The 24,041-nt window shown below is 73.0% G+C and carries 20 protein-coding genes and 1 riboswitch; of the genes, 16 read left to right on the top strand and 4 right to left on the bottom strand.

Translation table 11 applies throughout. The features are described 5' to 3' along the window. Positions 1–12 precede the first annotated feature (12 nt). The 9 genes from ychF (at position 13) to AB2L28_RS07845 (ending at position 9,240) form a co-directional block, all read left to right on the top strand. On the top strand, positions 13–1,098 hold the full coding sequence (gene ychF, locus AB2L28_RS07805) for a redox-regulated ATPase YchF (RefSeq protein WP_370718182.1): 1,086 nt from the start codon (positions 13–15) through the stop codon (positions 1,096–1,098). Positions 1,099–1,693: 595 nt separating this feature from the next. Beyond that, positions 1,694–3,346, top strand: a complete 1,653-nt coding sequence (locus AB2L28_RS07810; protein WP_370718385.1) for a peptide ABC transporter substrate-binding protein — start codon at positions 1,694–1,696, stop codon at positions 3,344–3,346. 151 nt (positions 3,347–3,497) lie between these two features. Next, positions 3,498–4,424: an ABC transporter permease gene (locus tag AB2L28_RS07815; protein ID WP_370718183.1), complete on the top strand. Its 927-nt coding sequence runs from the start codon at positions 3,498–3,500 to the stop codon at positions 4,422–4,424. Beyond that, on the top strand, positions 4,417–5,391 hold the full coding sequence (locus AB2L28_RS07820) for an ABC transporter permease (RefSeq protein ID WP_370718184.1): 975 nt from the start codon (positions 4,417–4,419) through the stop codon (positions 5,389–5,391). The genes AB2L28_RS07815 and AB2L28_RS07820 overlap by 8 nt, the downstream gene beginning before the upstream one ends. After that, positions 5,388–7,124 (top strand): dipeptide ABC transporter ATP-binding protein, encoded by a 1,737-nt coding sequence (locus AB2L28_RS07825; RefSeq protein ID WP_370718185.1) that lies wholly within the window; start codon positions 5,388–5,390, stop codon positions 7,122–7,124. The genes AB2L28_RS07820 and AB2L28_RS07825 overlap by 4 nt, the downstream gene beginning before the upstream one ends. 96 nt (positions 7,125–7,220) lie before the next feature. Next, positions 7,221–7,379: a hypothetical protein gene (locus AB2L28_RS07830; protein WP_370718186.1), complete on the top strand. Its 159-nt coding sequence runs from the start codon at positions 7,221–7,223 to the stop codon at positions 7,377–7,379. Between the two features lie 103 nt (positions 7,380–7,482). Then, a complete protein-coding gene (locus tag AB2L28_RS07835; RefSeq protein ID WP_370718187.1) occupies positions 7,483–8,142 on the top strand; it encodes a thioredoxin-like domain-containing protein in 660 nt (219 codons plus the stop codon). After that, positions 8,142–8,798, top strand: coding sequence for a DUF305 domain-containing protein (locus AB2L28_RS07840; protein WP_370718188.1), 657 nt, complete (start codon positions 8,142–8,144; stop codon positions 8,796–8,798). The genes AB2L28_RS07835 and AB2L28_RS07840 overlap by 1 nt, the downstream gene beginning before the upstream one ends. A gap of 10 nt (positions 8,799–8,808) precedes the next feature. Beyond that, a complete protein-coding gene (locus AB2L28_RS07845) occupies positions 8,809–9,240 on the top strand; it encodes a (deoxy)nucleoside triphosphate pyrophosphohydrolase (RefSeq protein ID WP_370718189.1) in 432 nt (143 codons plus the stop codon). A 27-nt stretch (positions 9,241–9,267) separates the two neighbouring features. Here AB2L28_RS07845 and AB2L28_RS07850 read toward each other — a convergent pair whose 3' ends face one another. Further along, the gene (locus AB2L28_RS07850) at positions 9,268–10,872 is read right to left on the bottom strand and encodes a BCCT family transporter (RefSeq protein ID WP_370718190.1); all 1,605 of its coding nucleotides are present in this window, start codon (positions 10,870–10,872) and stop codon (positions 9,268–9,270) included. 252 nt (positions 10,873–11,124) lie between these two features. On the opposite strand from AB2L28_RS07850, the gene typA reads away from it, so the two are divergent. From typA to AB2L28_RS07870, 4 genes are all read left to right on the top strand, one after another. Then, positions 11,125–13,017 (top strand): translational GTPase TypA, encoded by a 1,893-nt coding sequence (gene typA / locus AB2L28_RS07855; protein WP_370718191.1) that lies wholly within the window; start codon positions 11,125–11,127, stop codon positions 13,015–13,017. 178 nt (positions 13,018–13,195) lie between these two features. Further along, the gene (mshB, locus tag AB2L28_RS07860) at positions 13,196–14,263 is read left to right on the top strand and encodes an N-acetyl-1-D-myo-inositol-2-amino-2-deoxy-alpha-D-glucopyranoside deacetylase (RefSeq protein WP_370718192.1); all 1,068 of its coding nucleotides are present in this window, start codon (positions 13,196–13,198) and stop codon (positions 14,261–14,263) included. A 167-nt stretch (positions 14,264–14,430) separates the two neighbouring features. Further along, positions 14,431–16,413, top strand: a complete 1,983-nt coding sequence (locus tag AB2L28_RS07865; RefSeq protein ID WP_370718193.1) for an AAA family ATPase — start codon at positions 14,431–14,433, stop codon at positions 16,411–16,413. 216 nt (positions 16,414–16,629) lie between these two features. Next, positions 16,630–16,741: riboswitch (SAM riboswitch) on the top strand. 64 nt (positions 16,742–16,805) lie between these two features. Then, entirely contained in the window at positions 16,806–18,083 is a 1,278-nt protein-coding gene (locus tag AB2L28_RS07870; RefSeq protein ID WP_370718194.1) for an acyl-CoA dehydrogenase family protein, read from the top strand. 10 nt (positions 18,084–18,093) lie between these two features. Here the strand turns inward: AB2L28_RS07870 and AB2L28_RS07875 are convergent, their stop codons facing one another. Then, the gene (locus AB2L28_RS07875; RefSeq protein WP_370718195.1) at positions 18,094–19,110 is read right to left on the bottom strand and encodes a GNAT family N-acetyltransferase; all 1,017 of its coding nucleotides are present in this window, start codon (positions 19,108–19,110) and stop codon (positions 18,094–18,096) included. A gap of 99 nt (positions 19,111–19,209) precedes the next feature. Here AB2L28_RS07875 and fdxA point away from each other — a divergent pair, with 99 nt between their 5' ends. The 3 genes from fdxA to AB2L28_RS07890 all read left to right on the top strand — a co-directional run bounded on the left by fdxA (position 19,210) and on the right by AB2L28_RS07890 (position 22,078). Next, positions 19,210–19,536, top strand: coding sequence for a ferredoxin (gene fdxA, locus AB2L28_RS07880; protein WP_370718196.1), 327 nt, complete (start codon positions 19,210–19,212; stop codon positions 19,534–19,536). Between the two features lie 67 nt (positions 19,537–19,603). Then, on the top strand, positions 19,604–20,731 hold the full coding sequence (dapC, locus tag AB2L28_RS07885) for a succinyldiaminopimelate transaminase (RefSeq protein ID WP_370718386.1): 1,128 nt from the start codon (positions 19,604–19,606) through the stop codon (positions 20,729–20,731). 60 nt (positions 20,732–20,791) lie between these two features. Further along, entirely contained in the window at positions 20,792–22,078 is a 1,287-nt protein-coding gene (locus tag AB2L28_RS07890; protein ID WP_370718197.1) for a citrate synthase, read from the top strand. 24 nt (positions 22,079–22,102) lie between these two features. Here AB2L28_RS07890 and AB2L28_RS07895 read toward each other — a convergent pair whose 3' ends face one another. Next, the gene (locus tag AB2L28_RS07895; protein WP_370718198.1) at positions 22,103–23,041 is read right to left on the bottom strand and encodes a hypothetical protein; all 939 of its coding nucleotides are present in this window, start codon (positions 23,039–23,041) and stop codon (positions 22,103–22,105) included. Position 23,042: 1 nt separating this feature from the next. Beyond that, positions 23,043–24,041: a 2,3,4,5-tetrahydropyridine-2,6-dicarboxylate N-succinyltransferase gene (gene dapD, locus AB2L28_RS07900; protein ID WP_370718199.1), complete on the bottom strand. Its 999-nt coding sequence runs from the start codon at positions 24,039–24,041 to the stop codon at positions 23,043–23,045.

Below are 24,041 nucleotides of genomic sequence, written 5' to 3' on the forward strand. Positions count from 1 at the left end.
GATGCCGTTCCCGTGGCTCTCACCATCGGCATCGTCGGACTGCCCAACGTCGGCAAGTCCACGCTCTTCAACGCACTGACCGAGAACGACGCGCTCGCGGCGAACTACCCCTTCGCCACGATCGAGCCGAACGTCGGGGTCGTGGCGCTGCCCGACCCCCGGCTGGACCGGCTCGCGCAGCTCTTCGGCAGCGAGAAGACCGTCCCGGCCACCGTGTCCTTCGTCGACATCGCCGGCATCGTCAAGGGCGCCAGCGAGGGGGAGGGGCTGGGCAACAAGTTCCTGGCCAACATCCGCGAGGCCGACGCGATCTGCCAGGTGACGCGCGCCTTCGCCGACCCCGACGTCGTGCACGTCGCGGGGGCCGTCGACCCCTCCGACGACATCGAGACGGTGCACACCGAGCTGGTGCTGGCCGACCTGCAGACCCTCGAGCGCGCGGTGCCGCGCCTGGAGAAGGAGGTCAAGGGCAAGAAGGCCGACCCGGCCGTGCTGCGGGCCGCCGTCGCCGCGCAGGCCGTCCTGGACTCGGGCCGGCCGCTGTCGGCCGCCACCGCCGCCGACGACGTCGACGTGGCCCTGCTCAAGGAGCTCGGGCTGCTGACGACCAAGCCGTTCCTCTACGTCTTCAACGTCGACGAGACCGTCCTGGGTGACGAGACCCGCAAGCAGGAGCTGCGCGCGCTCGTGGCCCCCGCCGAGGCCGTCTTCCTCGACGCCAAGCTGGAGTCGGAGCTGGCCGAGCTGTCGGCCGAGGAGGCCGCCGAGCTGCTGGAGTCGGTCGGGCAGACCGAGTCGGGGCTGGACCAGCTCGCGCGCGTCGGCTTCGACACGCTGGGCCTGCAGACGTACCTCACGGCCGGGCCCAAGGAGTCGCGCGCCTGGACGATCCACCGGGGCTGGACCGCCCCGCAGGCCGCCGGGGTCATCCACACCGACTTCCAGCGGGGGTTCATCAAGGCCGAGGTCGTCTCCTTCGAGGACCTCCTCACCGCGGGCTCGATGGCCGAGGCCAAGGCCGCGGGCCGGGTGCGCATCGAGGGCAAGGACTACGTCATGGCCGACGGGGACGTCGTGGAGTTCCGGTTCAACGTCTGAAACGGTCCGGGACTGCCCGTCCGTGTCCGATCTGAAACGTCACGGAAACACGACGGACGCGCGCCGGAAACGATTGTGTCTCGATGTGCCCGCAAACCCCGGGAATCGTTGGGGTGAACGGGTGGAGTGGGTCATGCTCGCGGTGCGGTGAGGTCGACGGGGATCTCACCGCTCTCACGTTCCCGGGGCGGTGCCGGCGGGTCGAGGGCCGGCCGCCGTCCACGGGTGGCCAGACCGACACCACATCGTTACCTGGGGGCTCGACGGGCGGGATCACGACGGTGACCTGCGACGACGTGTCATGCTGTGAAGACTCTGAGTCACTGGGAGTGTCTTCCGCGTCGCGGCGCGGGGGACACTGGACGATGGTGGGCGTCCTCGACGTCCGCCGCCGTTCACGGGCGTCCGGAAATGCGTTGACCGGGTGTTAACGTGCTGCCCGACCTGTAGAGGTGGACATCCTGCTCGTCAGGAGTCGCCGCAGATGGGCAACCTGCCCACCCCAGTTCCGCTTGCGAGGAGGAGTTCCACCTTGAGCAGCTTCGAGAAGGACGAGCGCGCGGCCGTCGAGCGCATCGGCATCGTCACCGGGGGCCTGCAGTCCCCGTTCAGCCGGCGCAACGGCCTCAAGGGCGTCCTGGGCATCGCCGCCCTGACGACGCTCGCGGCCTGCGGCGGCGGTGACGACGGTGGCAGCGGCTCGGGCGAGGGCGGCTCCGGCGACTCCGGTGGCGACGTCGTCGTCAACGGCACCGAACCGCAGAACCCGCTGGTCCCGACGAACACCAACGAGGTCGGCGGCGGCCGGTTGCTCGACTCCCTGTGGGCCGGTCTCGTCTACTACAAGGCCGACGGCAGCCCCGAGATGGACGTCGCGGAGTCCATCGAGTCGACCGACGCGCAGAACTACACCATCAAGATCAAGTCGGACCAGACGTTCTCCGACGGCACGCCGGTCACCGCGAAGTCCTTCGTCGACGCGTGGAACTACGGGGCCCTGGGCACCAACGCCCAGCTCTCCAGCTACTTCTTCGAGCCGATCGAGGGCTACGAGGCCGTCCAGGCCGAGCCGCCGACCGCCCAGACCATGTCCGGGCTGGCCGTCGTCGACGACACCACCTTCACGGTCAAGCTCGTGCAGCCGGAGTCCGACTTCCGCCTGCGCCTGGGGTACTCGGCCTTCTACCCGCTGCCCGAGTCCGCCTACTCCGACATCGCGGCCTACGGCGAGAACCCGATCGGCAACGGCCCCTACAAGCTCAGGGAGCAGGGCGCCTGGCAGCACAACGTCCGGATCGACTTCGTCCCCAACGAGACGTACGGCGGTCCGCGCGAGGCGCAGAACGACTCCCTGGCGTTCATCTTCTACGAGACCTACGACGCGGCGTACTCGGCCCTGCAGGGCGGCGACCTCGACGTGCTGGACAACATCCCCAGCTCGGCGCTGCTGACGTACCGCGACGACCTCGGTGACCGGGCCGTCAACCAGCCCGCCGCCATCTTCCAGTCCTTCTGCATCCCCGAGGGGCTGGCGGGCTTCGGTGGCGAGGAGGGCAAGCTGCGCCGGCAGGCCCTCAGCTACGCGTTCGACCGCGCCGCCGTCTGCAAGGCGATCTTCAACGACACCCGCACCCCGGCCAAGGACTTCACCTCCCCGGTCATCGCGGGCTACTCCGAGACCATCCCGGGCAACGAGGTCCTGAGCTACGACGAGGCCCAGGCCAAGCAGCTGTGGGACCAGGCCAACGCCATCGCGCCGTGGAACGGCAGCACGTTCACCATCGCCTACAACACCGACGGTGACCACCAGGCGTGGGTCGACGCCGTGACCGCGAGCATCCGCCAGGTGCTGGGCATCCAGGCCGAGGGCCGGCCGTACCCGACCTTCTCCCAGATCCGCACCGAGATCACGAACCGGACGATCGAGGGCGCGTTCCGCACCGGCTGGCAGGCCGACTACCCGGCGCTGTACAACTTCCTGGCCCCGCTGTACGCCACGGGCGCCGGGTCGAACGACGGGGACTACTCGAACCCGCAGTTCGATGCCCTCCTGCAGCAGGCGGCGGGCACCACCGACGAGGACCAGTCCAACGCGATCCTGCAGCAGGCGCAGACGATCCTCTTCTCCGACCTCCCCGTCCTCCCGCTGTGGTACGCCAACGCCAGCGGTGGCTTCGGCGAGCAGGCCAACGACGTCGAGTTCGGCTGGAACAGCGTTCCGCTGTACTACCAGATCACCAAGTCCTGACGTCGGGTCCGGGGGTGGGTCGTGCCAGGCGCGACCCACCCCCGTTCGCGCGTCGGGATCCCGGTGCGCGACCCTGCTCACCGTGTTCCGCCGTGTTCGTCCCTGTTGACCGGGGCGGCCAGGGAAGGCCGTTCCCCCGAGGAGGCTCGTGATGGGTTGGTACATCGGGCGCCGTCTGCTGCAGATGGTTCCCGTCTTCTTCGGAGCCACGCTCCTCATCTACGCCCTGGTGTTCCTGCTCCCCGGGGACCCGATCCTGGCGCTGTTCGGGGACAAGCCGGTCAGCGAGACGGCGCGCGCGACGCTCACGGCGCAGTACAACCTCGACAAGCCGTTCATCGTGCAGTACCTGCTCTTCCTCAAGGGCATCTTCACCCTCGACTTCGGGCAGTCCTTCTCGGGCCAGCCCGTCATCGACCAGATCACCCGCGCGTTCCCGGTCACCATCAAGCTCGCGGTCGTGGCCCTGGTCATCGAAGCCGTCTTCGGCATCGTCTTCGGGTTCATCGCCGGGCTGCGCCGCGGCGGGATCTTCGACTCGACGGTGCTGTTCCTCTCGCTCATCGTCATCGGCATCCCGGTCTTCGTCCTGGGTTTCCTCGGGCAGTACTTCATCGGCGTGAAGTGGGGCATCGTCCGCTCCACCGTCGGCGGTGACCCGGCCCTCGTGGACCTGCTCCTGCCGGGGGCGGTGCTGGGGGCCCTGTCGTTCGCCTACGTCCTGCGGCTGACGAGGAACTCCGTCGCCGAGGGCCTGTCGGCCGACCACGTCCGGACGGCGACGGCCAAGGGGCTGTCGCGGCCGCGGGTCATGACCGTGCACGTGCTGCGCAACTCCCTCATCCCCGTCGTCACGTTCCTGGGCACCGACCTCGGGGCCCTCATGGGCGGGGCCGTCGTCACCGAGGGCATCTTCAACGTGCCCGGGGTGGGGAACCTGCTGTACCAGTCCGTCATCCGGCAGGAGGGGCCGACCGTGGTGTCGGTGGTGACGATCCTGGTGCTCGTCTACCTCGTCGCCAACCTCGTCGTCGACCTCCTGTACGCCGTCCTGGACCCGAGGATCCGCTATGTCTGAGCCCACCACCTCCGGCCGCGCCCCCGGTGCCGCCGTGCGTCCCGGTCAGGAGCGCTTCGTCGCACCGCTGGAGGAGACCCCGCTGGCGGACGTCGACGCCGTCGACGAGTCCGCACCCGCCGGGGGGTTGTTCACCGACGCCTGGAAGCAGCTGCGCCGGCGGCCGATCTTCATCGTCGCCAGCCTCATCATCCTCCTGCTGGTCGTCGTCTCGCTGTTCCCGTCGTTGTTCACCTCGACGAACCCGCGGTTCGTGGACCTGTCCATCGCGCTGCAGGGCCCCTCGGCCGAGCACCCCCTCGGGGTCACCCGCGGCGGCACCGACGTGTACGCCCGGCTCATCTACGGCGCCCGCGCGTCGGTGAGCGTCGGCATCATCACGACGATCATGGTCGTCCTCGTCGGCGGGATCGTCGGCGCGCTGGCCGGCTTCTACGGGGGCTGGCTCGACGCGCTCCTGTCCCGCGTGGCCGACATCTTCTTCGCCCTGCCGCTCATCCTGGGTGCCATCGTCCTGCTGCAGACCATCAGGGGCCGCAACGTCTGGACCGTGGCCCTCACCCTGGCCCTGTTCGGCTGGCCGCAGATCGCCCGCATCATGCGCGGGGCCGTGCTGCAGGTCCGCAGCAACGAGTACGTGACCGCCGCCAAGGCCCTGGGTCTGTCGCGGATGGCCACCCTGGTCCGGCACGTCGTGCCGAACGCCCTAGGGCCCGTCATCGTCGTCGCGACCATCTCGCTGGGGACGTTCATCGCCGCCGAGGCGACCCTGTCCTTCCTGAGCCTGGGGCTGCCGCCGAGCATCGTGTCGTGGGGCGGGGACATCTCCAACGCGCGCGCCACCCTGCGCACCAACCCGATGGTGCTGCTCTGGCCCTCGATCGGCCTGTCGATCACGGTCCTGTCCTTCCTCATGCTCGGTGACGCCCTGCGCGACGCCCTCGACCCGAAGGGCCGCACCCGATGAGCCCGCAGAACAGCCCGTCCTCGCCGGTCGACCGCAGCAAGCCGGTCCTGGAGGTGCGCGACCTGCAGGTCGACTTCACCTCCGGCGGCCGGGCCGTCCACGCGGTGCGCGGGGCGAACTTCACCGTCTACCCCGGGCAGACCGTCGCCATCGTCGGGGAGTCCGGGTCGGGCAAGTCGACGTCGGCGATGGCCGTCATCGGGCTGCTGCCGGGATCCGGCAAGGTCGTCGGCGGGCAGATCGTGTTCGACGGCAAGGACATCGCCCACGCCTCGCGCAGCGAGTACGTCGCGCTGCGCGGCCAGCACATCGGGCTCGTCCCGCAGGACCCGATGTCGAACCTGAACCCGGTCTGGAACATCGGGTTCCAGGTCAAGGAGGCCATCGAGGCCAACGGGATCGCCAAGGGCGCCGCGGCGAAGAAGCGCGCGATCGAGGTCCTCGGCGAGGCCGGCCTCGGCGACGCGGCCCGCCGCTACCGGCAGTTCCCGCACGAGTTCTCCGGCGGCATGCGCCAGCGCGCGCTCATCGGCATCGGCCTGGCCTCCCGGCCGCGCCTGCTCATCGCCGACGAGCCGACCTCCGCGCTCGACGTCACCGTGCAGCGCGGGATCCTGGACCACCTCGACTCCCTCACCGCCGACCTGGGCACCGCGGTGCTCCTCATCACCCACGACCTCGGCCTGGCCGCGGAGCGGGCCGAGCACCTCGTCGTCATGTACAAGGGCCAGGTCGTCGAGTCCGGGCCGGCGCTGGAGATCCTCCAGGACCCCCAGCACCCCTACACCCGGCGGCTGGTGGCCGCGGCCCCCTCGCTGGCCTCCCGGCGCATGCAGTCCAGCCACCGCGCCCAGGTCACCGAGCAGGCGCAGGCCCACGCGCAGCAGGCCGGCGCCCCCGCCGACGCAGCCGCGCCCGAGGGCGCCGCCGGGCAGCCCGAGGACGTCATCGAGGTCCGGCACCTGACGAAGGAGTTCGTCCTGCGCGGGTCCGGCGTGCGCGGCGAGAAGCTGCTCGCCGTGGACGACGTCAGCTTCTCCGTCCGGCGCGGCACGACGCTCGCCGTCGTGGGGGAGTCCGGGTCCGGCAAGTCGACCGTGGCGCAGATGGTCCTGAACCTGCTGCCCGCCACGTCCGGCGAGGTCCTCTTCGACGGGGTCGACATCACCACCCTCGACGGGAGGGAGCAGTTCGCCTTCCGCCGCCGCGTGCAGCCCATCTTCCAGAACCCCTACGGGTCGCTGGACCCGAGCTGGAGCATCTTCCGCTCGATCGAGGAACCGCTGCGCGTGCACGACGTCGGGGACGCCAAGAGCCGCGAGGCGCGGGTGCGCGACCTCCTCGACAAGGTCGCCCTCCCGCAGAGCTCCCTGCGCCGGTACCCCAACGAGCTGTCCGGCGGTCAGCGCCAGCGCGTGGCCATCGCCCGCGCGCTCGCGCTGCAGCCGGAGGTCGTCGTCTGCGACGAGGCGGTCTCCGCCCTGGACGTGCTGGTGCAGGGGCAGATCCTGACGCTGCTCAACGACCTGCAGGCCGAGATGGGGTTGACCTACCTGTTCATCACGCACGACCTGGCCGTCGTGCGCGAGATCGCCGACGACGTCGTCGTCATGCAGAAGGGGCGGCTCGTCGAGCACGCCGACGTCGACCAGGTGTTCGCCTCCCCGGAGCAGGAGTACACCAGGGCTCTGCTGGACGCGATCCCCGGGGGCAGCCTCCAGCTGGGGGCCTGAGCGACCCGGACGACCTCCGCGGACGGCTCCCGGTGACCACCCCGGGACCCGTCCGCGGGTCTGGGCCGCAGCGCCTGCGGGGTCTACCGTGGGTGGATGCACTACATCGCCGTGGTCCTGGTCGCCGTCGTCGTCGGCATCGCCGTCGTCTACTGGCGCACGAGCCCGCGCCACCGGGTGGCGGCGGTCGCCCGCGGGGACCACGGGGACCGCGCCCGCCGCGCCCGGGAGGCGGCCCGTCGCCACGACGTGTGACCCTCCTCACCCTCGGTCAGCGGCCGCGGGGTGAACCAACCCGTCGTCCGCGCCGTTGGACACGACGACGCCAGCAGGCGCCACGACGGGAAGGACCAGCACGTTGAGCGAGACGCCCCCCACGGCCTCCACGGCGCCCGGGCACCCCGAGGGCCGCGGGACGGGCCGCGCCGACCGCGCGGCCCGCGTCGCGGCCATGCAGCGGGCCGAGAAGGCCCGGGCCCGCCGTCGGCGGGCCGTCCTCGTCGCGGTCCCCACGGTGGTCGTCCTCGCCGTGGCCGGCGTCGTGACGGCCGTCTTCGTCACCCGGCCCGCGCCCCCCTCGCTCGAGGCGGTCGCCACCTTCGACTACCAGGGCGGGCAGCACGTCTCCACCCCCGTCGACTACGCGGAGAACCCGCCCGTCGGTGGCGAGCACGCCCCCGTCTGGCTGAACTGCGGGGTCTACGACGCGCCGGTGCCGAACGAGAACGCCGTGCACAGCATGGAGCACGGGGCGGTCTGGATCACCTACCGGCCCGACCTGCCCGCCGAGCAGGTCGAGGAGCTGGAGGCCACCGTCGCCGGGGAGACGTACACGGTGCTGTCCCCGTACGAGGGGCTGCCCTCGCCGGTCGTGCTGTCGGCCTGGAACCACCAGCTGGCGGTGGACTCGGCCGACGACCCGCGCGTCGAGGCGTTCCTGGCCAGGTACGTGCAGGGTGCGCAGACCCCCGAACCGGGGGCCCTGTGCTCCAACGGGGTCGGGACCCCGACCGGCTGATGCCCGCCCGCACCCCCCGGGCCCGTGCTCCCCGACGGGTCCTGCTCCTGGCGGCGGGTCTCCTGGCGGCCGCCGTCGTCGGTCTCCTGGCCGGCCGGGCCCTGCCCACGACCCCGGGGGCCAACTCCGTCGACGTGGGCTTCGCCCGCGACATGACCACCCACCACGCGCAGGCCGTCTCGATGGCGTACACGGCCCTGCAGCGAGCCCCCTCCGACGAGGTCCGCCAGCTCGCCGTGGACATCGCCTCCACCCAGGGCAACCAGACGGGGCGCATGGAGCAGCTCCTGCTGTCCTGGGACCAGCCGCTGTCCTCGGCCGGGCGGCCCGTCATGGCGTGGATGGCCGGCACCGACCTGCACGAGCGGCACGAGAGCGCGCTGGCGCAGGGACGCACCATGCCGGGCATGGCGACCGCCGCCGAGATGGCGCGGCTGAACTCCGAGAGCGGCGAGCAGTTCGAGGTCGACTTCCTGCAGCTCATGCTGCGCCACCACGCCGGCGGTCTCGACATGGCCCGGTACGGCGCCGAGCACGCCACCACCGAGCAGGTGCGCGACCTGGCCGACGCCATCGCGCGCAGCCAGCAGGCCGAGGCGCAGCTCCTGACGTCCCACCTGTCCGAGCGCGGGGCCGCCCCGCTGCCCGCACCGTGAGGGAGCGCCCGTGACGCTCGTCGTGGGGGCCGCGCTCGTCGACGACCTCACCGCCCCCCGCCGGCTGCTGGCCGGGCGGCGCAGCGCACCACCGGCGCTGGCGGGCCGGTGGGAGCTGCCGGGGGGCAAGGTCGAGGCCGGCGAGACGCCGCACGAGGCGCTGCACCGGGAGCTGCGCGAGGAGCTGGGGGTCGCCGTGCGGCTGGGGGCGGAGGTCGCGCACCCCGGCGGGGCGTGGCCGCTCACGCCGACGCTGCGGATGCGGGTGTGGTGGGGGGTGGTCGTCGAGGGGGAGCCCGCCCCGTTGCAGGACCACGACGAGCTGCGCTGGCTGGTACGCGGCTCCTGGGGCGCCGTCGACTGGCTGCCGGGGGACGTGCCGCTCGTGGCGGAGCTGGAGCGGTCGGCCCGCACCACGACGTCGGCCCCCCGCTCGAGGTGAGCGGGGGGCCGAGCGGGGCGGGTCGGGTCAGTTCTGGTGCGCCCGGTCCGCCGGTGCCGGGGTGCGGCGGGTGCGCGCGGAGGCCGGGTCGGCGCGCAGGTCCTTCACCAGCGCCACGCACAGGGCGATCATCACGAACATGAACGGGAACGCGACGATGATCGCGACGTTCTTCAACGCCGCGATGCCGCCGCCGGTGGCTCCGCCGACCCACAGCAGGATGCCCGCCGTCGCGCCGGTCAGGATCGCCCAGGCGACCGTGACGCCCTTGTTGGGCTCGTCGGCCCCGCGGGAGCTGAGCGAGGCCATGACGATCGAGGCGGAGTCGGCGCTGGTGACGAAGTAGATGACGATGGCCACCATCACGAGCACCGAGCTGATCGAGGACAGCGGCAGCGTGTCCAGCAGCGTGAAGAACTGGCTCTCCTGGGCCAGCTGGCTCAGGTCGGTCCCGTTGCGCTCGGTGGTCAGCGCGGTGCCGCCCAGGACCGAGAACCACACCAGGGCGACGACGCTGGGGGCGGCCACCACGCCGAGGACGAACTCACGCACGGTGCGACCGCGCGAGATGCGGGCCAGGAAGGTGCCGACGAAGGGCGCCCAGGACATCCACCAGGCCCAGTAGAAGATCGTCCAGCCCGACAGCCACTCCTGGCCGCCGTACGCGCCGGTGCGGAAGGAGATGCGCGGCAGCGCGGACAGGTAGTTGCCGGCCGTGGCGGGGGCCAGGTCGAGGATGAAGACCGTCGGGCCCACGACGAACAGGAAGAACATCAGGGCCACGGTGAGCAGCAGGTTCGTGTTCGAGAGCCACTTGATGCCCTTCTCGATGCCCGAGAAGGCCGAGAGCACGAAGCAGACCGTGAGGACCGCGACGATCGCCACCTGGGCCTCGCGGCCGATGGCCACGCCGAAGACCTGGTCCAGCCCACCGTTGATCTGCGCGGCCCCCAGGCCGAGCGAGGTCGCCGTGCCGAAGAGGGTCGCGAAGATCGCGAGGACGTCGATGATCTTCGCCGGGCCCTGACGGCCCTTGAGCAGGGGGGCGAAGGGGGCCGAGAAGCCGCCGGTGCGGCCCTTGCGGTACCACGCGTAGGCCAGCGCCAGACCGACCACGGCGTAGATGGCCCACGGGTGCAGCGCCCAGTGGAACATCGAGTACGTCATGGCCGCGCGCTCGGCGTCGTCCGTGCCGGGGGCGATGCCCACCTCGGGAGGCGTGAGGAAGTGGGTGATGGGCTCGCTGACCCCGTAGAAGAGCAGGCCGATCCCCATGCCGGCGGAGAACATCATCGCGAACCACGAGACGGTGGAGAACTCCGGCGTCTCGTCGTCGCGGCCCAGGCGGATCTTGCCGTGCCGGGACAGCATGAGCCAGAAGGAGAAGCCCACGAAGGCCGTCGCCGACAGCACGAAGGCCCACCCGAAGTTGCCGGTCAGCCAGCCCAGCACGTTGCCGGAGACGTCCGAGAAGCCGTTCGGGAAGGCCAGGGCCAGCGCGAGGAAGACGATGACCGCGGCGGCGCTGACACCGAAGACGACCTTGTCGACGGGAAAGCGGGTGGGGCCGTCCGAGGGTTGCTCGGGGACTGTCGCTGACGTGTCGTTCCGGTGCTCAGGAGGTGCGGACATGAGGGGGAGGGTCGCACGAACATCCTGCCCGCGGCTAGCCGAGAAGGACCAACGTGCTGCGCCCGGAGAGCGTTCCCGCAGGTCAGAGGGTCGTTCGACGGTCAAGGACCGCTCGCCCGTCCAGCGGGTCGCGGGGCGCGGATAGACTGGGTCGTCAACCCTCCCGACCCGGCCGCGCACGTCCCCGCGCAGCGGGGTGGAGCACGTCGCGCACGCCGACGACCCGACCACGAGAAGCGGATCGAGAACCTGATGCCCCTGAGCACCCGCGAGGACCTGCGCAACGTCGCGATCGTCGCCCACGTCGACCACGGCAAGACCACCCTCGTCGACGCGATGCTCTGGCAGTCCGGCGCCTTCCGCGCCAACGCCGACGTCGCCGACCGGGTCATGGACTCCGGTGACCTCGAGCGCGAGAAGGGCATCACCATCCTCGCCAAGAACACCTCGGTCCGGTACTCCGGCCCCGGTGCTCCCGAGGGCGGCATGACCATCAACATCATCGACACCCCCGGGCACGCCGACTTCGGCGGTGAGGTCGAGCGCGGCCTGTCCATGGTCGACGGCGTCGTCCTGCTCGTCGACGCCTCCGAGGGCCCCCTCCCGCAGACGCGCTTCGTGCTGCGCAAGGCCCTCGCCGCGCACATGCCCGTCGTCATCGTCGTCAACAAGGTCGACCGTCCCGACGCGCGCATCGCCGCCGTCGTGGAGGAGAGCTACGACCTGCTGCTCGACCTCGCCGCCGACGCCGAGGGCATCGACGCCGACGCGCTGCTCGAGGTCCCCGTCGTCTACGCCTCCGCCAAGAACGGGCGCGCCTCGCTCAACCAGCCCGAGGACGGCGGTCTGCCGGACTCCGAGGACCTCGTCCCGCTGTTCCAGACCATCCTGGACACCATCCCGGCGCCCACGTACGACCCCGAGACGCCCCTGCAGGCGCACGTCACCAACCTCGACGCGTCCCCCTTCCTCGGCCGCCTCGCGCTGCTGCGCGTCTTCTCCGGCGAGCTCGTCAAGGGCCAGACCGTCGCGTGGTGCAAGCACGACGGCAGCGTCCAGCGCGTCCGCATCACCGAGCTGCTCGTCACCGAGGCCGTCACCCGCGTGCCCGGCGAGAAGGCCGGCCCGGGCGACATCGTCGCGGTCGCCGGCATCGAGGACATCACCATCGGCGAGACCCTCGCCGACCCCGAGGACCCGCGGCCGCTGCCGCTCATCACCGTCGACGAGCCCGCCATCTCCATGGTCATCGGGACCAACACCTCCCCGATGGCCGGCCGGGTCAAGGGCGCCAAGGTCACCGCGCGCCTGGTCAAGGACCGCCTGGAGTCCGAGCTCGTCGGCAACGTGTCCATCCGCGTCGTGCCCACCGCCCGCCCGGACGCGTGGGAGGTCCAGGGGCGCGGTGAGCTCGCGCTGGCCATCCTCGTCGAGCAGATGCGCCGCGAGGGCTACGAGCTGACCGTCGGCAAGCCGCAGGTCGTCACCCGCAAGGACGAGAACGGCAAGCTGCTCGAACCGTTCGAGAACCTCACGATCGACTCCCCCGAGGAGTACCTGGGGGCGATCACCCAGCTCCTGGCCGCGCGCAAGGGCCGCATGGAGACGATGACCAACCACGGCACCGGCTGGGTGCGCATGGAGTTCTACGTCCCCTCCCGCGGGCTCATCGGCTTCCGGACGGAGTTCCTCACCGAGACCCGCGGCACCGGCATCGCCCACGCCCTCTTCGCGCAGTACGACCACTGGGCCGGTGAGATCCGCACCCGCGCCTCCGGCTCCCTCGTGGCCGACCGCTCCGGCGCGGCGACCGGCTTCGCCATCGCCAACATCCAGGAGCGCGGTTCGCTGTTCATCGAGCCGACCACCGAGGTGTACGAGGGCATGATCGTCGGGGAGAACTCCCGCGCCGACGACATGGACGTCAACATCACCAAGGAGAAGAAGCTCACCAACATGCGCTCCTCCACCGGTGACGAGCTCGAGCGGCTCGTGCCGGCGCGCAAGCTGTCCCTGGAGCAGGCCCTGGAGTTCTGCCGCGAGGACGAGTGCGTCGAGGTGACGCCGGAGGCCGTGCGGATCCGCAAGGTCGAGCTGGACCAGACGCAGCGCGCCCGCGCGGCGTCGAAGGCGAAGAAGGGCTGAAGCTCCCCGCCGCCGCAGCGCTGCGCCCGGCCCGGGGGTGTCCCCGGGTCGGGTGCGGCGGGCGCCGGGGCGGTCACCTCTGCGTCACCCTCGGCGGGTGCGCGGGCACGGCCCGCCCGGGGAGGGGGAGGGCGCGGGTGTGATCGCGGGCGGGGGGCGCGCGGGCCAGGATGGGGCCATGACGACCAACCCTCCCGAACGGCCCGACGAGACCGGCGCGGCGGTGGCGGGGCGGGACCCCCTGGAGATCGCGGCCGACGTCGTCGAGGACGCGCTGGGCGAGCTCGACCCCGAGGCGCTCGCGGCGATGGACAACCTGGACCAACCGCGCAGGATCCTGTTCGTCCACGCCCACCCCGACGACGAGACCATCGGCACCGGCGCCACGATGGCCCGGTACGCCGAGGCGGGGGCGACCGTCACGCTGCTCACCGCCACCCGCGGGGAGCTGGGGGAGGTCATCCCCGCCGACCTCGCCGACCTCGACCCCGACGCCCTCGGCGAGCACCGCACGCTGGAGCTCGCGACGGCCATGGAGGCGCTCGGCGTCACCGACCACCGCTTCCTGACGCGTCCCGACGGGTCGGGCTACCGGGACTCGGGGATGGTGTGGCTCGCGCCGGGGCAGGCCGCCTCCACGACCACGGACGGCGGGGACGTCGACCCGCGCGCGCTCACGGCGGCCGACCCCGAGGAGGTCGCCGCGCAGATCGCCGCCGTCGTGCGCGAGGTGCGCCCGCAGGTCGTCGTCACTTACGAACCCGGCGGCGGGTACGGGCACCCCGACCACGTCCGGGTCCACGAGGCCACCGCGCGCGCCCTGGTGCTCGCCGCCGGTGACCAGCAGGACGAGGCGGTCCCGTGGCAGGTGGCCAAGGTCTACGAGATCGTCCAGCCGGAGTCGGCCGTCCGGGTGGCGCTGCGCTCCCTGGCCCGGACCGGTGCCGCGGGGGCCGGGGACCCCGAGGGGACGCTGCCGAGCGTCGTCGTGCCCGACGGGGAGGTCACCACGACGGTCGACGGGACGGGTCAGCTGCCCGCCAAGCTCGCCGCCCTGCGGGCCCACGCCACCCAGGTCGAGCTCGACCTCGACGCCGAGGTGCCCGTCATGCGCCTGTCCAACGGTGTGCCGCAACCGGTCTGGCCCGCCGAGCACTTCCGCCTGCGGCACGGGGTGGCCTCGGGCCCGTTCGACCCCGAGGGCCGGGAGACCGACCTCTTCGCCGGCGTGGCACCCGCCGGGTAGCGCACGCGCACGCCCGGGCCGGGTGATCGACCCGACACGCTCCGTTGCTCCGGGCGGGTGAACGCGATCGTCCGAACGCGTCACGGTGGGTGGTCGGGTGTGAGCGGGCGGGGTTGGCTGGGCCCACGTCCGGAACCCGCCGGGCGGGACCCGAGGAGGAGCGGCCCGTGGCCCACGTCTTGCGCGCCCCCCACGCCCCGCGCACGCCCGCGCCCGGGCGACCCGACCGTCCCGGCGCGCCCCGCGCCGGTCGCGACAGCGCCGACGTCGGGCGGCTGCGCGAGCGCAACCGCCGGCGCCGCACGCAGACGCTGCTGCTGGTCGTGCTCGCGGTGCTGCTCGTCCTCGACGTCCGCCTCGCCACCGGCGGGTCCCTCGTCCCGTCGCTGCCGGCGGTCGACCCGATCTACGTCATGGTGGGCCTCTTCTTCGCCGTGATGATCGCGCTGCTGCTCGGGCAGACCCTCGTCTCCGGCCGTTCCCCGCACGTCGTCTACCGGCCCGAGCAGATCGACGTCTCCCTCGACGACGTCAAGGGCCTGGACCCGGTGAAAGAGGACGTCGAGCGCAGCCTGGACCTGTTCCTCGGCTCGCGGACGTTCCGCAGCCGCATGGGCGGGCGCCCGCGCCGCGGGCTGCTCTTCGAGGGCTCGCCCGGCACGGGCAAGACGCACATGGCCAAGGCCATGGCGCGCGAGGCCGGCGTCCCGTTCCTGTTCGTCTCCGCGACCAGCTTCCAGTCCATGTGGTACGGCGCGACGGCCCGCAAGCTGCGCTCCTACTTCAAGGCCCTGCGCAAGGCCGCCCGCCGCGAGGGCGGGGCCATCGGGTTCATCGAGGAGATCGACGCGATCGCCGGAGCCCGCGGCGGCATGAGCGCGACGACCTCCGCCGCGACCTCCGCCCACTCGAGCGTCGTCGGCTGCGGCGGCCTGACGAACCTGCCGATGTCCGGGACCGGGACCGGGACGACGACCGGGCACGCTGCGCTGCGGACCGAGCGCCTCGCCTCCAGCGAGGGCGCCAGCGGTGTCGTCAACGAGCTGCTCGTGCAGATGCAGTCCTTCGACGAGCCCACCGCGACCGAACGGCTGCAGGGCTGGTTCGTCGACGCGGCCAACCGGTTCCTGCCGGCCCACCGCCGCCTCCGGCGCCCCGTCGGCGAGCCCGTCGAGGTCCTCCTCATCGCCGCGACCAACCGCGCCGACGCCCTGGACCCGGCGCTGCTGCGGCCCGGCCGCTTCGACCGCCGGATGAGCTTCGGCCTGCCCGACAAGACCGGCCGCCGCCAGCTCGTCGACCACTTCCTGGCCCGCAAGGCCCACGAGGCGCCCCTGGACGAGACCGAGCGGCGCGACGCGCTGGCCGGCATCACCAACGGCTACTCGCCGGTGATGATCGAGAACCTGCTCGACGAGGCCCTGGTCAACGCCGTCCGCCGCGGCGGCGACGGGATGAACTGGGCCGACCTCGAGCACGCCCGCCTCGTCACCGAGGTCGGTCTCGGCCAGCCGGTCGCCTACACCGACCACGAGGCGCGCCTCATCGCGACCCACGAGGCCGGGCACGCCGCCGTCGCGTGGCTCGTCGCCCCGCAGCGGCGCCTGGAGATCCTCACGATCGTCAAGCGCGCCGGCGCCCTGGGCCTGCTCGCCCACGGCGACGCCGAGGACGTCTACACCCGCTCGCGCACCGAGCTCGCCGGCATGATCGGGATCGCGTTCGGCGGCCAGGTGGCCGAGGAGCTGTTCTTCGGCGACGTCTCCACCGGCCCGGCCGGGGACCTGCAGTCGGCGACGTCGGTCGCCGCGCAGATGGTCGGGTCCGCCGGCATGGCGGGCACGCTCGTCTCCTTCGCCGCCGTCCAGCAGGGCGCCTTCGCCGACGGCAACCTCGTCGCCCGCGTCCTGGGCGACTCCGAGGGCCGCCGCCTCGTGGAGAACCTGCTGAGCGAGCAGAAGGAGGCCGTCCGCGAGCTCCTGGGCCGCCACCGCCACCTCGTCGAGGCGTTGCGGGACGCGCTGCTGGAGCGCCACGAGCTCATCGGCCACGAGATCACCGACGTGCTCGAGGCCGCGCAGGCCGAGCACGCGTCAGCTCCCCCGCAGCGGGTCGTCGACCTGCGCGACCCCGCCGACCGGCGGGTCTGAGGCTCGTCGCGACCGGGACGCAGGAGGGGAGTCCCGGTCGCGGCGCAGGACCTCGCGACGGCACCGGAGCCGGGGGCCGGCTCCGGGGGGCGGCCGTCGCGAGCGGGGCGCGGGAGCGGGGCACCCCGGGGGGCCGGGTGCACCGCTCCCGTTCGGCCGTGCGCTGGACGGGGCACCGCCTTGAACCCGAGCGCGCGGTCTGCTTTGCTGCTGCCAGGTCATGAGCGCCAGCGCGAAGCCCCGGCTCGCTGGCCGGCAACCCTCCTCGTCGTGGGGTGCCCCGGGTGACGACCTGACCCTGGTGCTCCGGCCCGGGTAAGGACGAACGGTCCTCGCACCGGCCGGTCCTCCCGCCCGGACGCCGCCGCGTCCGCGACCGAGGAGACCTCGCAGTGACCAGTGACACGCTGACCGCCCCCACCCCCTCCACCGCCCCGTCCGCCGCCGAGCGCTTCGCCCCGCTCTTCGCCCGCTGCGCCGAGGGTGTCGTCGCCCGCGAGCAGGACCACGAGCTGCCCCGCGCGCAGGTGCGCGAGCTGCTCGAGGCCGGGTTCGGCCGGCTGCGCCTGCCCGTGGCCGAGGGCGGGGAGGGCCTGGACCTCGTCGAGTTCGCCGACCTCCTGGTCGACCTCGCGGCCGCGGACTCGGCGCTGCCGCAGGTGTTCCGCGGGCACATCGCCTGGGTGGAGCAGGTGCTGACCCTGCCGCCGGGGGAGCACCGCTCCCGCTGGGTCGAGCGCATCGTCGCCGGTGAGCTCGTCGGCAACGCCTGGAGCGAGGTCGGGGACGGTGTCACCGGTGAGCAGCAGACCGTCGTCACCACGCGGGACGGACGCACCAGCGTCAGCGGCCGCAAGTACTACACGACCGGCACGATCTTCGCGGACTGGACCGACGCCACCGCCCGTCGTGCGCTCCCGGACGGGGGCTTCGAGGTCGTCACCGCGCTCGTCCCGGTCCACGGGGCCGGCGCCAGCGTGTCCGACGACTGGGACGGTTTTGGCCAGCGGCTGACGGGCACCGGCACGCTCGTCCTCGACGACGTGGAGGTCGACCCCGCCGACGTCGCCCCCTTCACCGACCGGTTCCGCTACCAGACGGCGCTGTACCAGCTCGTGCTGCTCGCCGTGCAGGCCGGCATCGCCGCGGCCGTCGAGCGCGACACGGGCGCGCAGGTGCGCGCCCGCACGCGCAGCTACACGCACGGCCTGACCCCGCTGGTGCGCGACGACGCGCAGGTGCTGTCGGTCGTCGGGGAGATCTCCTCCACCGCCTTCACCGCGCGCGCCCTCGTGCGGGCCGCGGCGCAGGCCGTCCAGGCCGCCGCGGACACCGCGCACCTGCCCGGCACGGACGCCGACCGCGAGGCCAACGTGCTGGCCGAGATCCGGACGGCCCAGGCCCAGGTCGTGCTCTCGGAGTCCGTGCCGCGGGCGGCGACCCTGCTGTTCAACACGCTCGGCGCCTCCGGCACCTCGCGGGGCCGGGACCTGGACCGGCACTGGCGCAACGCGCGCACGGTCGCCTCGCACAACCCGGTGATCTACAAGCAGCGGATCGTGGGGGACTTCTCGGTCAACGGGACCGAGCCGCCCTTCGTCTGGGACATCGGCACCCACGCCTCGGTCGACCCGGCCGCGGTGCGGGCCCAGGAGGCGCCCGGCCGGTAGCCCGCGGCGCTCAGCGCGGCGGCGCGACCCGGTAGTGGTACGCGTGGTGGACGGTGAACCCGACGCCCGCGTACAGCGCCCGCGCGGCCGCGTTGTCGCCCTGCACCTGCAGGTACGTCGACGCGGCGCCGCGCGAGCGGGCCCAGTCCGCGACCTCGGCCAGCACCCGCCGGGCGAGGCCGCGGCGCCGGTGCGAGGGCAGCGTCTCCACGGCCGTCACGCCGGCCCAGCCGGGGGACAGGGACCCGCGCGCGATCGCCACCGTCGTCCCGCCGTCCACCTGGTCGTCCACCACCCGGACGAACACCTGCTCGTCGGCCGAGACGAGGACCCGGCGACCGGCCGGCGGCACGGTGGGCAGCCCCTGGTAGTGGTACCGCGCCAGCCACGCGTCGTCCGGCTCGGCGGCCGTCTCGACGCGCAGGCCGCCGGGCAGCGGGACCTCCGCGGCGCCGGGCAGGTCGTCGGTCGCGGCGGTCAGCACGACCGTCGGCGTCCGGACGGTCCACCCGGTGGCGGCCAGCAGGTCGACGAGCGCGGTGCCCTCGCCCAGCCCGCCGTCGGGGTGGGCGACGGCGAGCAGCGGCTGCAGCCCGCGGGTGGTGTGGAAGTCCACCACGGCGGCGACCGCCTCGCGCAGCGGGACCCCCGGGTCGCCCAGGGCCAGGGCGGAGTTCGCCCGGCCGGTGAACCCCTCGCTCGCGCGCAGCCGCCAGCCGCCGAGGTCGACGCGCTCCAGCGGCCGCCAGTGCTCGGCCATGACGCGTTCGAGGTCGTCGGTGCCGATCGCGGTGTGCGGCGGGCCCTTGCGGGCCGGGGGCGGCGGGACGGGCTTGGCGGCCAGGACGTCCGCGCGGGCCACGACGACCTCCCCGCGGCGCGTGGCGATGCGCAGCGACCGCTCGTCGGCGGCCAGCAGGTCCCCGAGGGCGTCGGTGGCCGACCCGTCGGGCAGCCGGTGGCGCACGACGACGCGCCCGCCGACGGTCAGCGGGCGGACGAGCGCTTCGGGCGTGGGGTCGGTCACTGCTCTCCCGGGGGTGGTGCGTGTGCGGTGTGCCGCAGGCGTCGGCGATACTACGGAGGGCGTCCCGGCCGCCCGCCCGCCGGAGGAGGAGGACATCCCGTGACCTACGTCATCGCGCAACCCTGCGTCGACGTCAAGGACAAGGCCTGCATCGAAGAGTGCCCCGTGGACTGCATCTACGAGGGTGAGCGGTCGCTGTACATCCACCCGGACGAGTGCGTCGACTGCGGTGCCTGTGAGCCGGTCTGCCCCGTGGAGGCCATCTACTACGAGGACGACGTCCCGGAGCAGTGGTCGGCCTTCACGGCGGCCAACGTCGAGTTCTTCGACACCGTCGGCTCACCCGGCGGCGCGGCGAAGATGGGTGTCATCGCCGGCGACCACGCGGTCGTCACCGCGCTGCCCCCGCAGGCCGAGGGGCACTGACGTGAGCGCGCCGACCCACCACGAGCCGGCGTCCGGGGCCCGCGGCCGGGTCGGCGCGTCAGCCGGGGTGTCACTGCCGGACTTCCCCTGGGACTCCCTCGCGGCCGCCAAGGACCGCGCCCGGTCCCACCCCGGCGGGATCGTCGACCTCTCCGTCGGCACGCCCGTCGACCCGACACCGGCCGTCGTGGCCGACGCGCTGCGCTCGGCGGCCGACGCGCCGGGCTACCCCCAGACGCACGGCACGGCGCCGCTGCGCGAAGCCGTCGCCGCCTGGTTCGCCCGGCGCCGCGGCGTCCCCGGGCTGGACCCCGACGGGGTCCTGCCGACCGTCGGCTCCAAGGAGCTGGTGGCCTGGCTGCCGTTCCTGCTGGGGCTGGGCGGGGACGACGTCGTCGCCCACCCCGCGGTGGCCTACCCGACGTACGACGTCGGTGCCCGGCTCGCCCGGGCGACCCCGCTGGGCGCCGACACCGTCGAGGAGCTGCAGGCCGCCTGGGACGGCGGCGCGCGGATCCGGCTGCTGTGGCTGAACTCCCCGTCCAACCCGACCGGCGCCGTGCGCACCGTCGCCGAGCTCACGGCCCTCGTGGCGTGGGCGCGGGCGCACGACGTCGTCGTGGCCTCCGACGAGTGCTACGCCGAGCTGGGCTGGGCCCCGGCCCACGACACGACGGTCGGTGGCCTCGTCCCCTCCGTCCTGGACCCGCGCGTGTGCGGGGGCGACCACACCGGCCTGCTCGTGGCGTACTCCACGTCCAAGCAGTCCAACCTCGCCGGGTACCGGGCCGCGTTCCTGGCCGGGGACCCGGCGCTCGTGGCCGAGGTCCTGCAGGTGCGCAAGCACGCCGGGATGATCGTCCCCTGGCCCGTCCAGGTGGCGCTGCAGGCCGCCGTGAGCGACGACGCGCACGTCGCCGCGCAGCGCGAGGTCTACCGGGCCCGGCGCGAGGTGCTGCGGGAGGCGTTGCGGGGCGCGGGGTTCCGCGTCGACGCCAGCGAGGCCGGCCTGTACCTGTGGAGCACCCGGGGCGAGCCGGCGCGCACGACCGTGGACCTGCTGGCCGACCGCGGGGTCCTCGTGGCCCCCGGTGACTTCTACGGTCCGCCCGGGGAGCAGCACGTCCGCGTCGCGCTCACGGCGAGCGACGAGCGGGTGGCCCGCGCGGGGGAGCGGCTGGCCGACCTCGCGTGAGGGTCCACCCGTGCAGGACCTGTGTCGCGAGCGTTCGACGGGGGCGGGTACGGTCGCGACATGGCTGACTCCGTGACGCTGAAGCACGACGGTGGGGAACTGGACCTCCCCGTGTCCCCTGCCACCGAGGGCGCCGCCGGCTTCGGCATCGGCAGCCTGCTGAAGGAGACCGGGCTGGTCACCCTCGACGCCGGCTTCACGAACACCGCCTCGTGCGAGAGCGCGATCACCTACATCGACGGCGACGAGGGGATCCTGCGCTACCGCGGGTACCCCATCGAGCAGCTGGCCGAGGGCTCCACGTTCGTCGAGACGAGCTTCCTGCTCATCCACGGGCACCTGCCCTCGGAGTCGGAGCTCGCCGACTTCACGGCCCGCATCCAGCGGCACACGCTGCTGCACGAGGACCTCAAGCGGTTCTTCGACGGCTTCCCCCGCGACGCGCACCCGATGCCCGTCCTGTCCAGCGCCGTCAGCGCGCTGTCGACCTTCTACCCGAACTCGCTCAACCCGTTCGACGACGAGCAGGTGGAGCTGTCCACCGTCCGGCTGATGGCCAAGCTGCCGACCATCGCGGCCTACGCCCACCGCAAGTCCCTCGGCCAGCCCCTGCTGTACCCGGACAACCGGCTGGGGCTCGTCGAGAACTTCACCCGGCTCGCGTTCGGGAACCCGGCCGAGGACTACGAGCTCGACCCCGTCCTGGTCAAGGCGCTGGACCAGCTGCTCATCCTGCACGCCGACCACGAGCAGAACTGCTCGACCTCGACGGTGCGGCTCGTCGGGTCCGGCCAGGCGAACCTCTTCGCCTCGGTCTCGGCGGGCATCCACGCCCTGTCCGGTCCGCTGCACGGCGGGGCGAACTCGGCCGTCCTTGACATGCTCGAGACCATCCGCGACTCCGACGACGACGTCGACACGTTCATGACGAGGGTCAAGAACAAGGAGAAGGGCGTGCGCCTGATGGGCTTCGGCCACCGGGTGTACAAGAACTACGACCCGCGCGCGGCCATCGTGAAGAAGACGGCCGACGAGGTGCTGTCCAAGCTCGGCAAGCGCGACGAGATGCTCGACATCGCGCTGCGGCTCGAGGAGATCGCACTGAACGACGAGTACTTCATCGAGCGCAAGCTGTACCCGAACGTCGACTTCTACACGGGCATCATCTACAAGGCGATGGGTTTCCCGACGAAGATGTTCACGGTGCTGTTCGCGCTGGGGCGCCTGCCCGGCTGGATCGCGCAGTGGCGCGAGATGATCAACGACCCGGCCACGAAGATCGGCCGCCCCCGCCAGGTGTACGTCGGCGAGGGCGCGCGGGACTACGTCCCCCTCGAGTCCCGCTGACCCCCGCCCGGCGGCTGCGCCGGCTCAGACGCCCAGCCGGACCTGGACCCCGCCCCGGGGCAACCCGGTGGCGGTCGCCGTCCAGCCGCGGCCGGACTCGTCCCGGCTCCACCGCGAACCCTGCACGCTGACCTCCGTGACGTCGTAGACCGAGGCGCTGGCCACCGCCCACCCGGCGACGGCCCAGGCGAGGCGCTCGGCCTCGGCGTCGGTGCCGGTCAGGGTGAACTCCAGCGCCCGGCCGCGCGTCCCCGCGACGACCTGCGGCGTCGTGGTCGTCACCTGCGTCGCGGCGGCGTCGGCGAAGCGCTGCGCGACGGGGGACGGCTGCACGTCGTCGCCGGACTCCTGCGAGACCGGCGCGGGCCGCAGGTGGCACGTGAAACCCCCCGGGGTGTACCCCGTCAGGGTCGAGGCGACGAGCCGCGCCTCCGGTTCGTGGTCGCCGTAGGCCAGCGGGAACCCGCTGCGCTGCACGCGCTGCGCGGCGTCGGTGACCGGCAGGTCCCGGTACCCCTCGACGTCCACCAGCGCGTCGTAGAACGCGTTGGTCGCGTGCACCGGGTCCCGCACCTGCTCCGGGGACCCCCAGCCCTGCGAGGGCCGCTGCTGGAACAGGCCCAGGGAGTCGCGGTCGCCGTGGTCGAGGTTGCGCATCCCGGACTCCTGCACGATCGTCGCGATCCCGATCGTCGCCGCCCGCGCCGGCAGGCCGCGGCGGACGGCGATGCCGACGACGGTCGCGGCGTTGGCCGCCTGCTCGGGCGACATCGACGTCGACTCCCCGTCCACGCTCGCGCGGCAGCGCTCGACGACCACGGGTGCCCCCGGGTCGCGGGTGAGCCAGACGACCCCGCCGGCGACGACGACCCCCACCGCGACGAGCGCCGTCACCAGCCGCAGGCGGCGGGTCCGGCGGACGCCGGGCGGGGTGCGCCGGGACGGGGGTGCGGTCCGGGCCACCTCAGTTGGCGTGCAGCGCGGGGTTCAGCTCCACCCGGACGCCCTTGCGCGGCAGCGCCTCGACCTGGCCGGTCTGGGAGTTGCGGCGGAACAGCAACCCGTCCGAGCCCGAGAGCGTGCGGGCCGAGACCGTCTGCCGGACCGTGCCGTCCTCGCCCAGCAGGCTGACCTTCGTCCCGGCCGTGACGTACGTCCCGGCCTCCACGACGCAGTCGTCGCCCAGGCTGATGCCCGTGCCGGAGTTCGCGCCGAGCAGCGTCCGCTGCCCGATGCTCACGACCTGCTTGCCGCCCCCGGACAGCGTCCCCATGATCGAGGCGCCGCCGCCGACGTCGGAGCCGTCGCCGACGACGACGCCCGCGGAGACGCGGCCCTCGACCATCGAGGTGCCCAGGGTGCCGGCGTTGAAGTTCACGAAGCCCTCGTGCATGACGGTCGTCCCGGCCGCCAGGTGCGCACCCAGGCGGACGCGGTCGGCGTCGGCGATGCGGACCCCGGCGGGCGTCACGTAGTCGGTCATGCGCGGGAACTTGTCGACCCCGAAGACGGTGACCGGCCCGGCGTTCGCCCTCAGCGCCAACCGGACCCGTTCGAAGTCGGCCACGGCGCACGGGCCGTGGTTGGTCCACACGACGTTGGTCAGGACGCCGAAGATCCCGTCGAGGTTCGCGCCGTGCGGTGCGACGAGGCGGTGCGAGAGCAGGTGCAGGCGCAGGTAGGCGTCGGCGGTGTCCGCCGGCGCCGCGTCGAGGTCGACGTCGACCGTCAGCACCCGCTGGCGGGTGCGGCGGTGGATGTCGTCGGACTCCAGCGAGGCCAGCTCGGCCGGCACGCCGTAGGAGCTCGTCGTCGGTGCGGGGCCGAGGGCGGGGAAGGGGAACCAGACGTCGAGCACCGTGCCGTCCTCGGCGTACGTGGCCAGGCCGTGGCCCCACGCGCGCCGCTGCCCAGCGGCCTGCGCGGAGGTCGGGTCGGGGGACGGGGTGCTCTGCTCGCTCAC

Origin of the sequence: Kineococcus mangrovi (assembly GCF_041320705.1) — a bacterium.
GTDB lineage: Bacteria > Actinomycetota > Actinomycetes > Actinomycetales > Kineococcaceae > Kineococcus > Kineococcus mangrovi.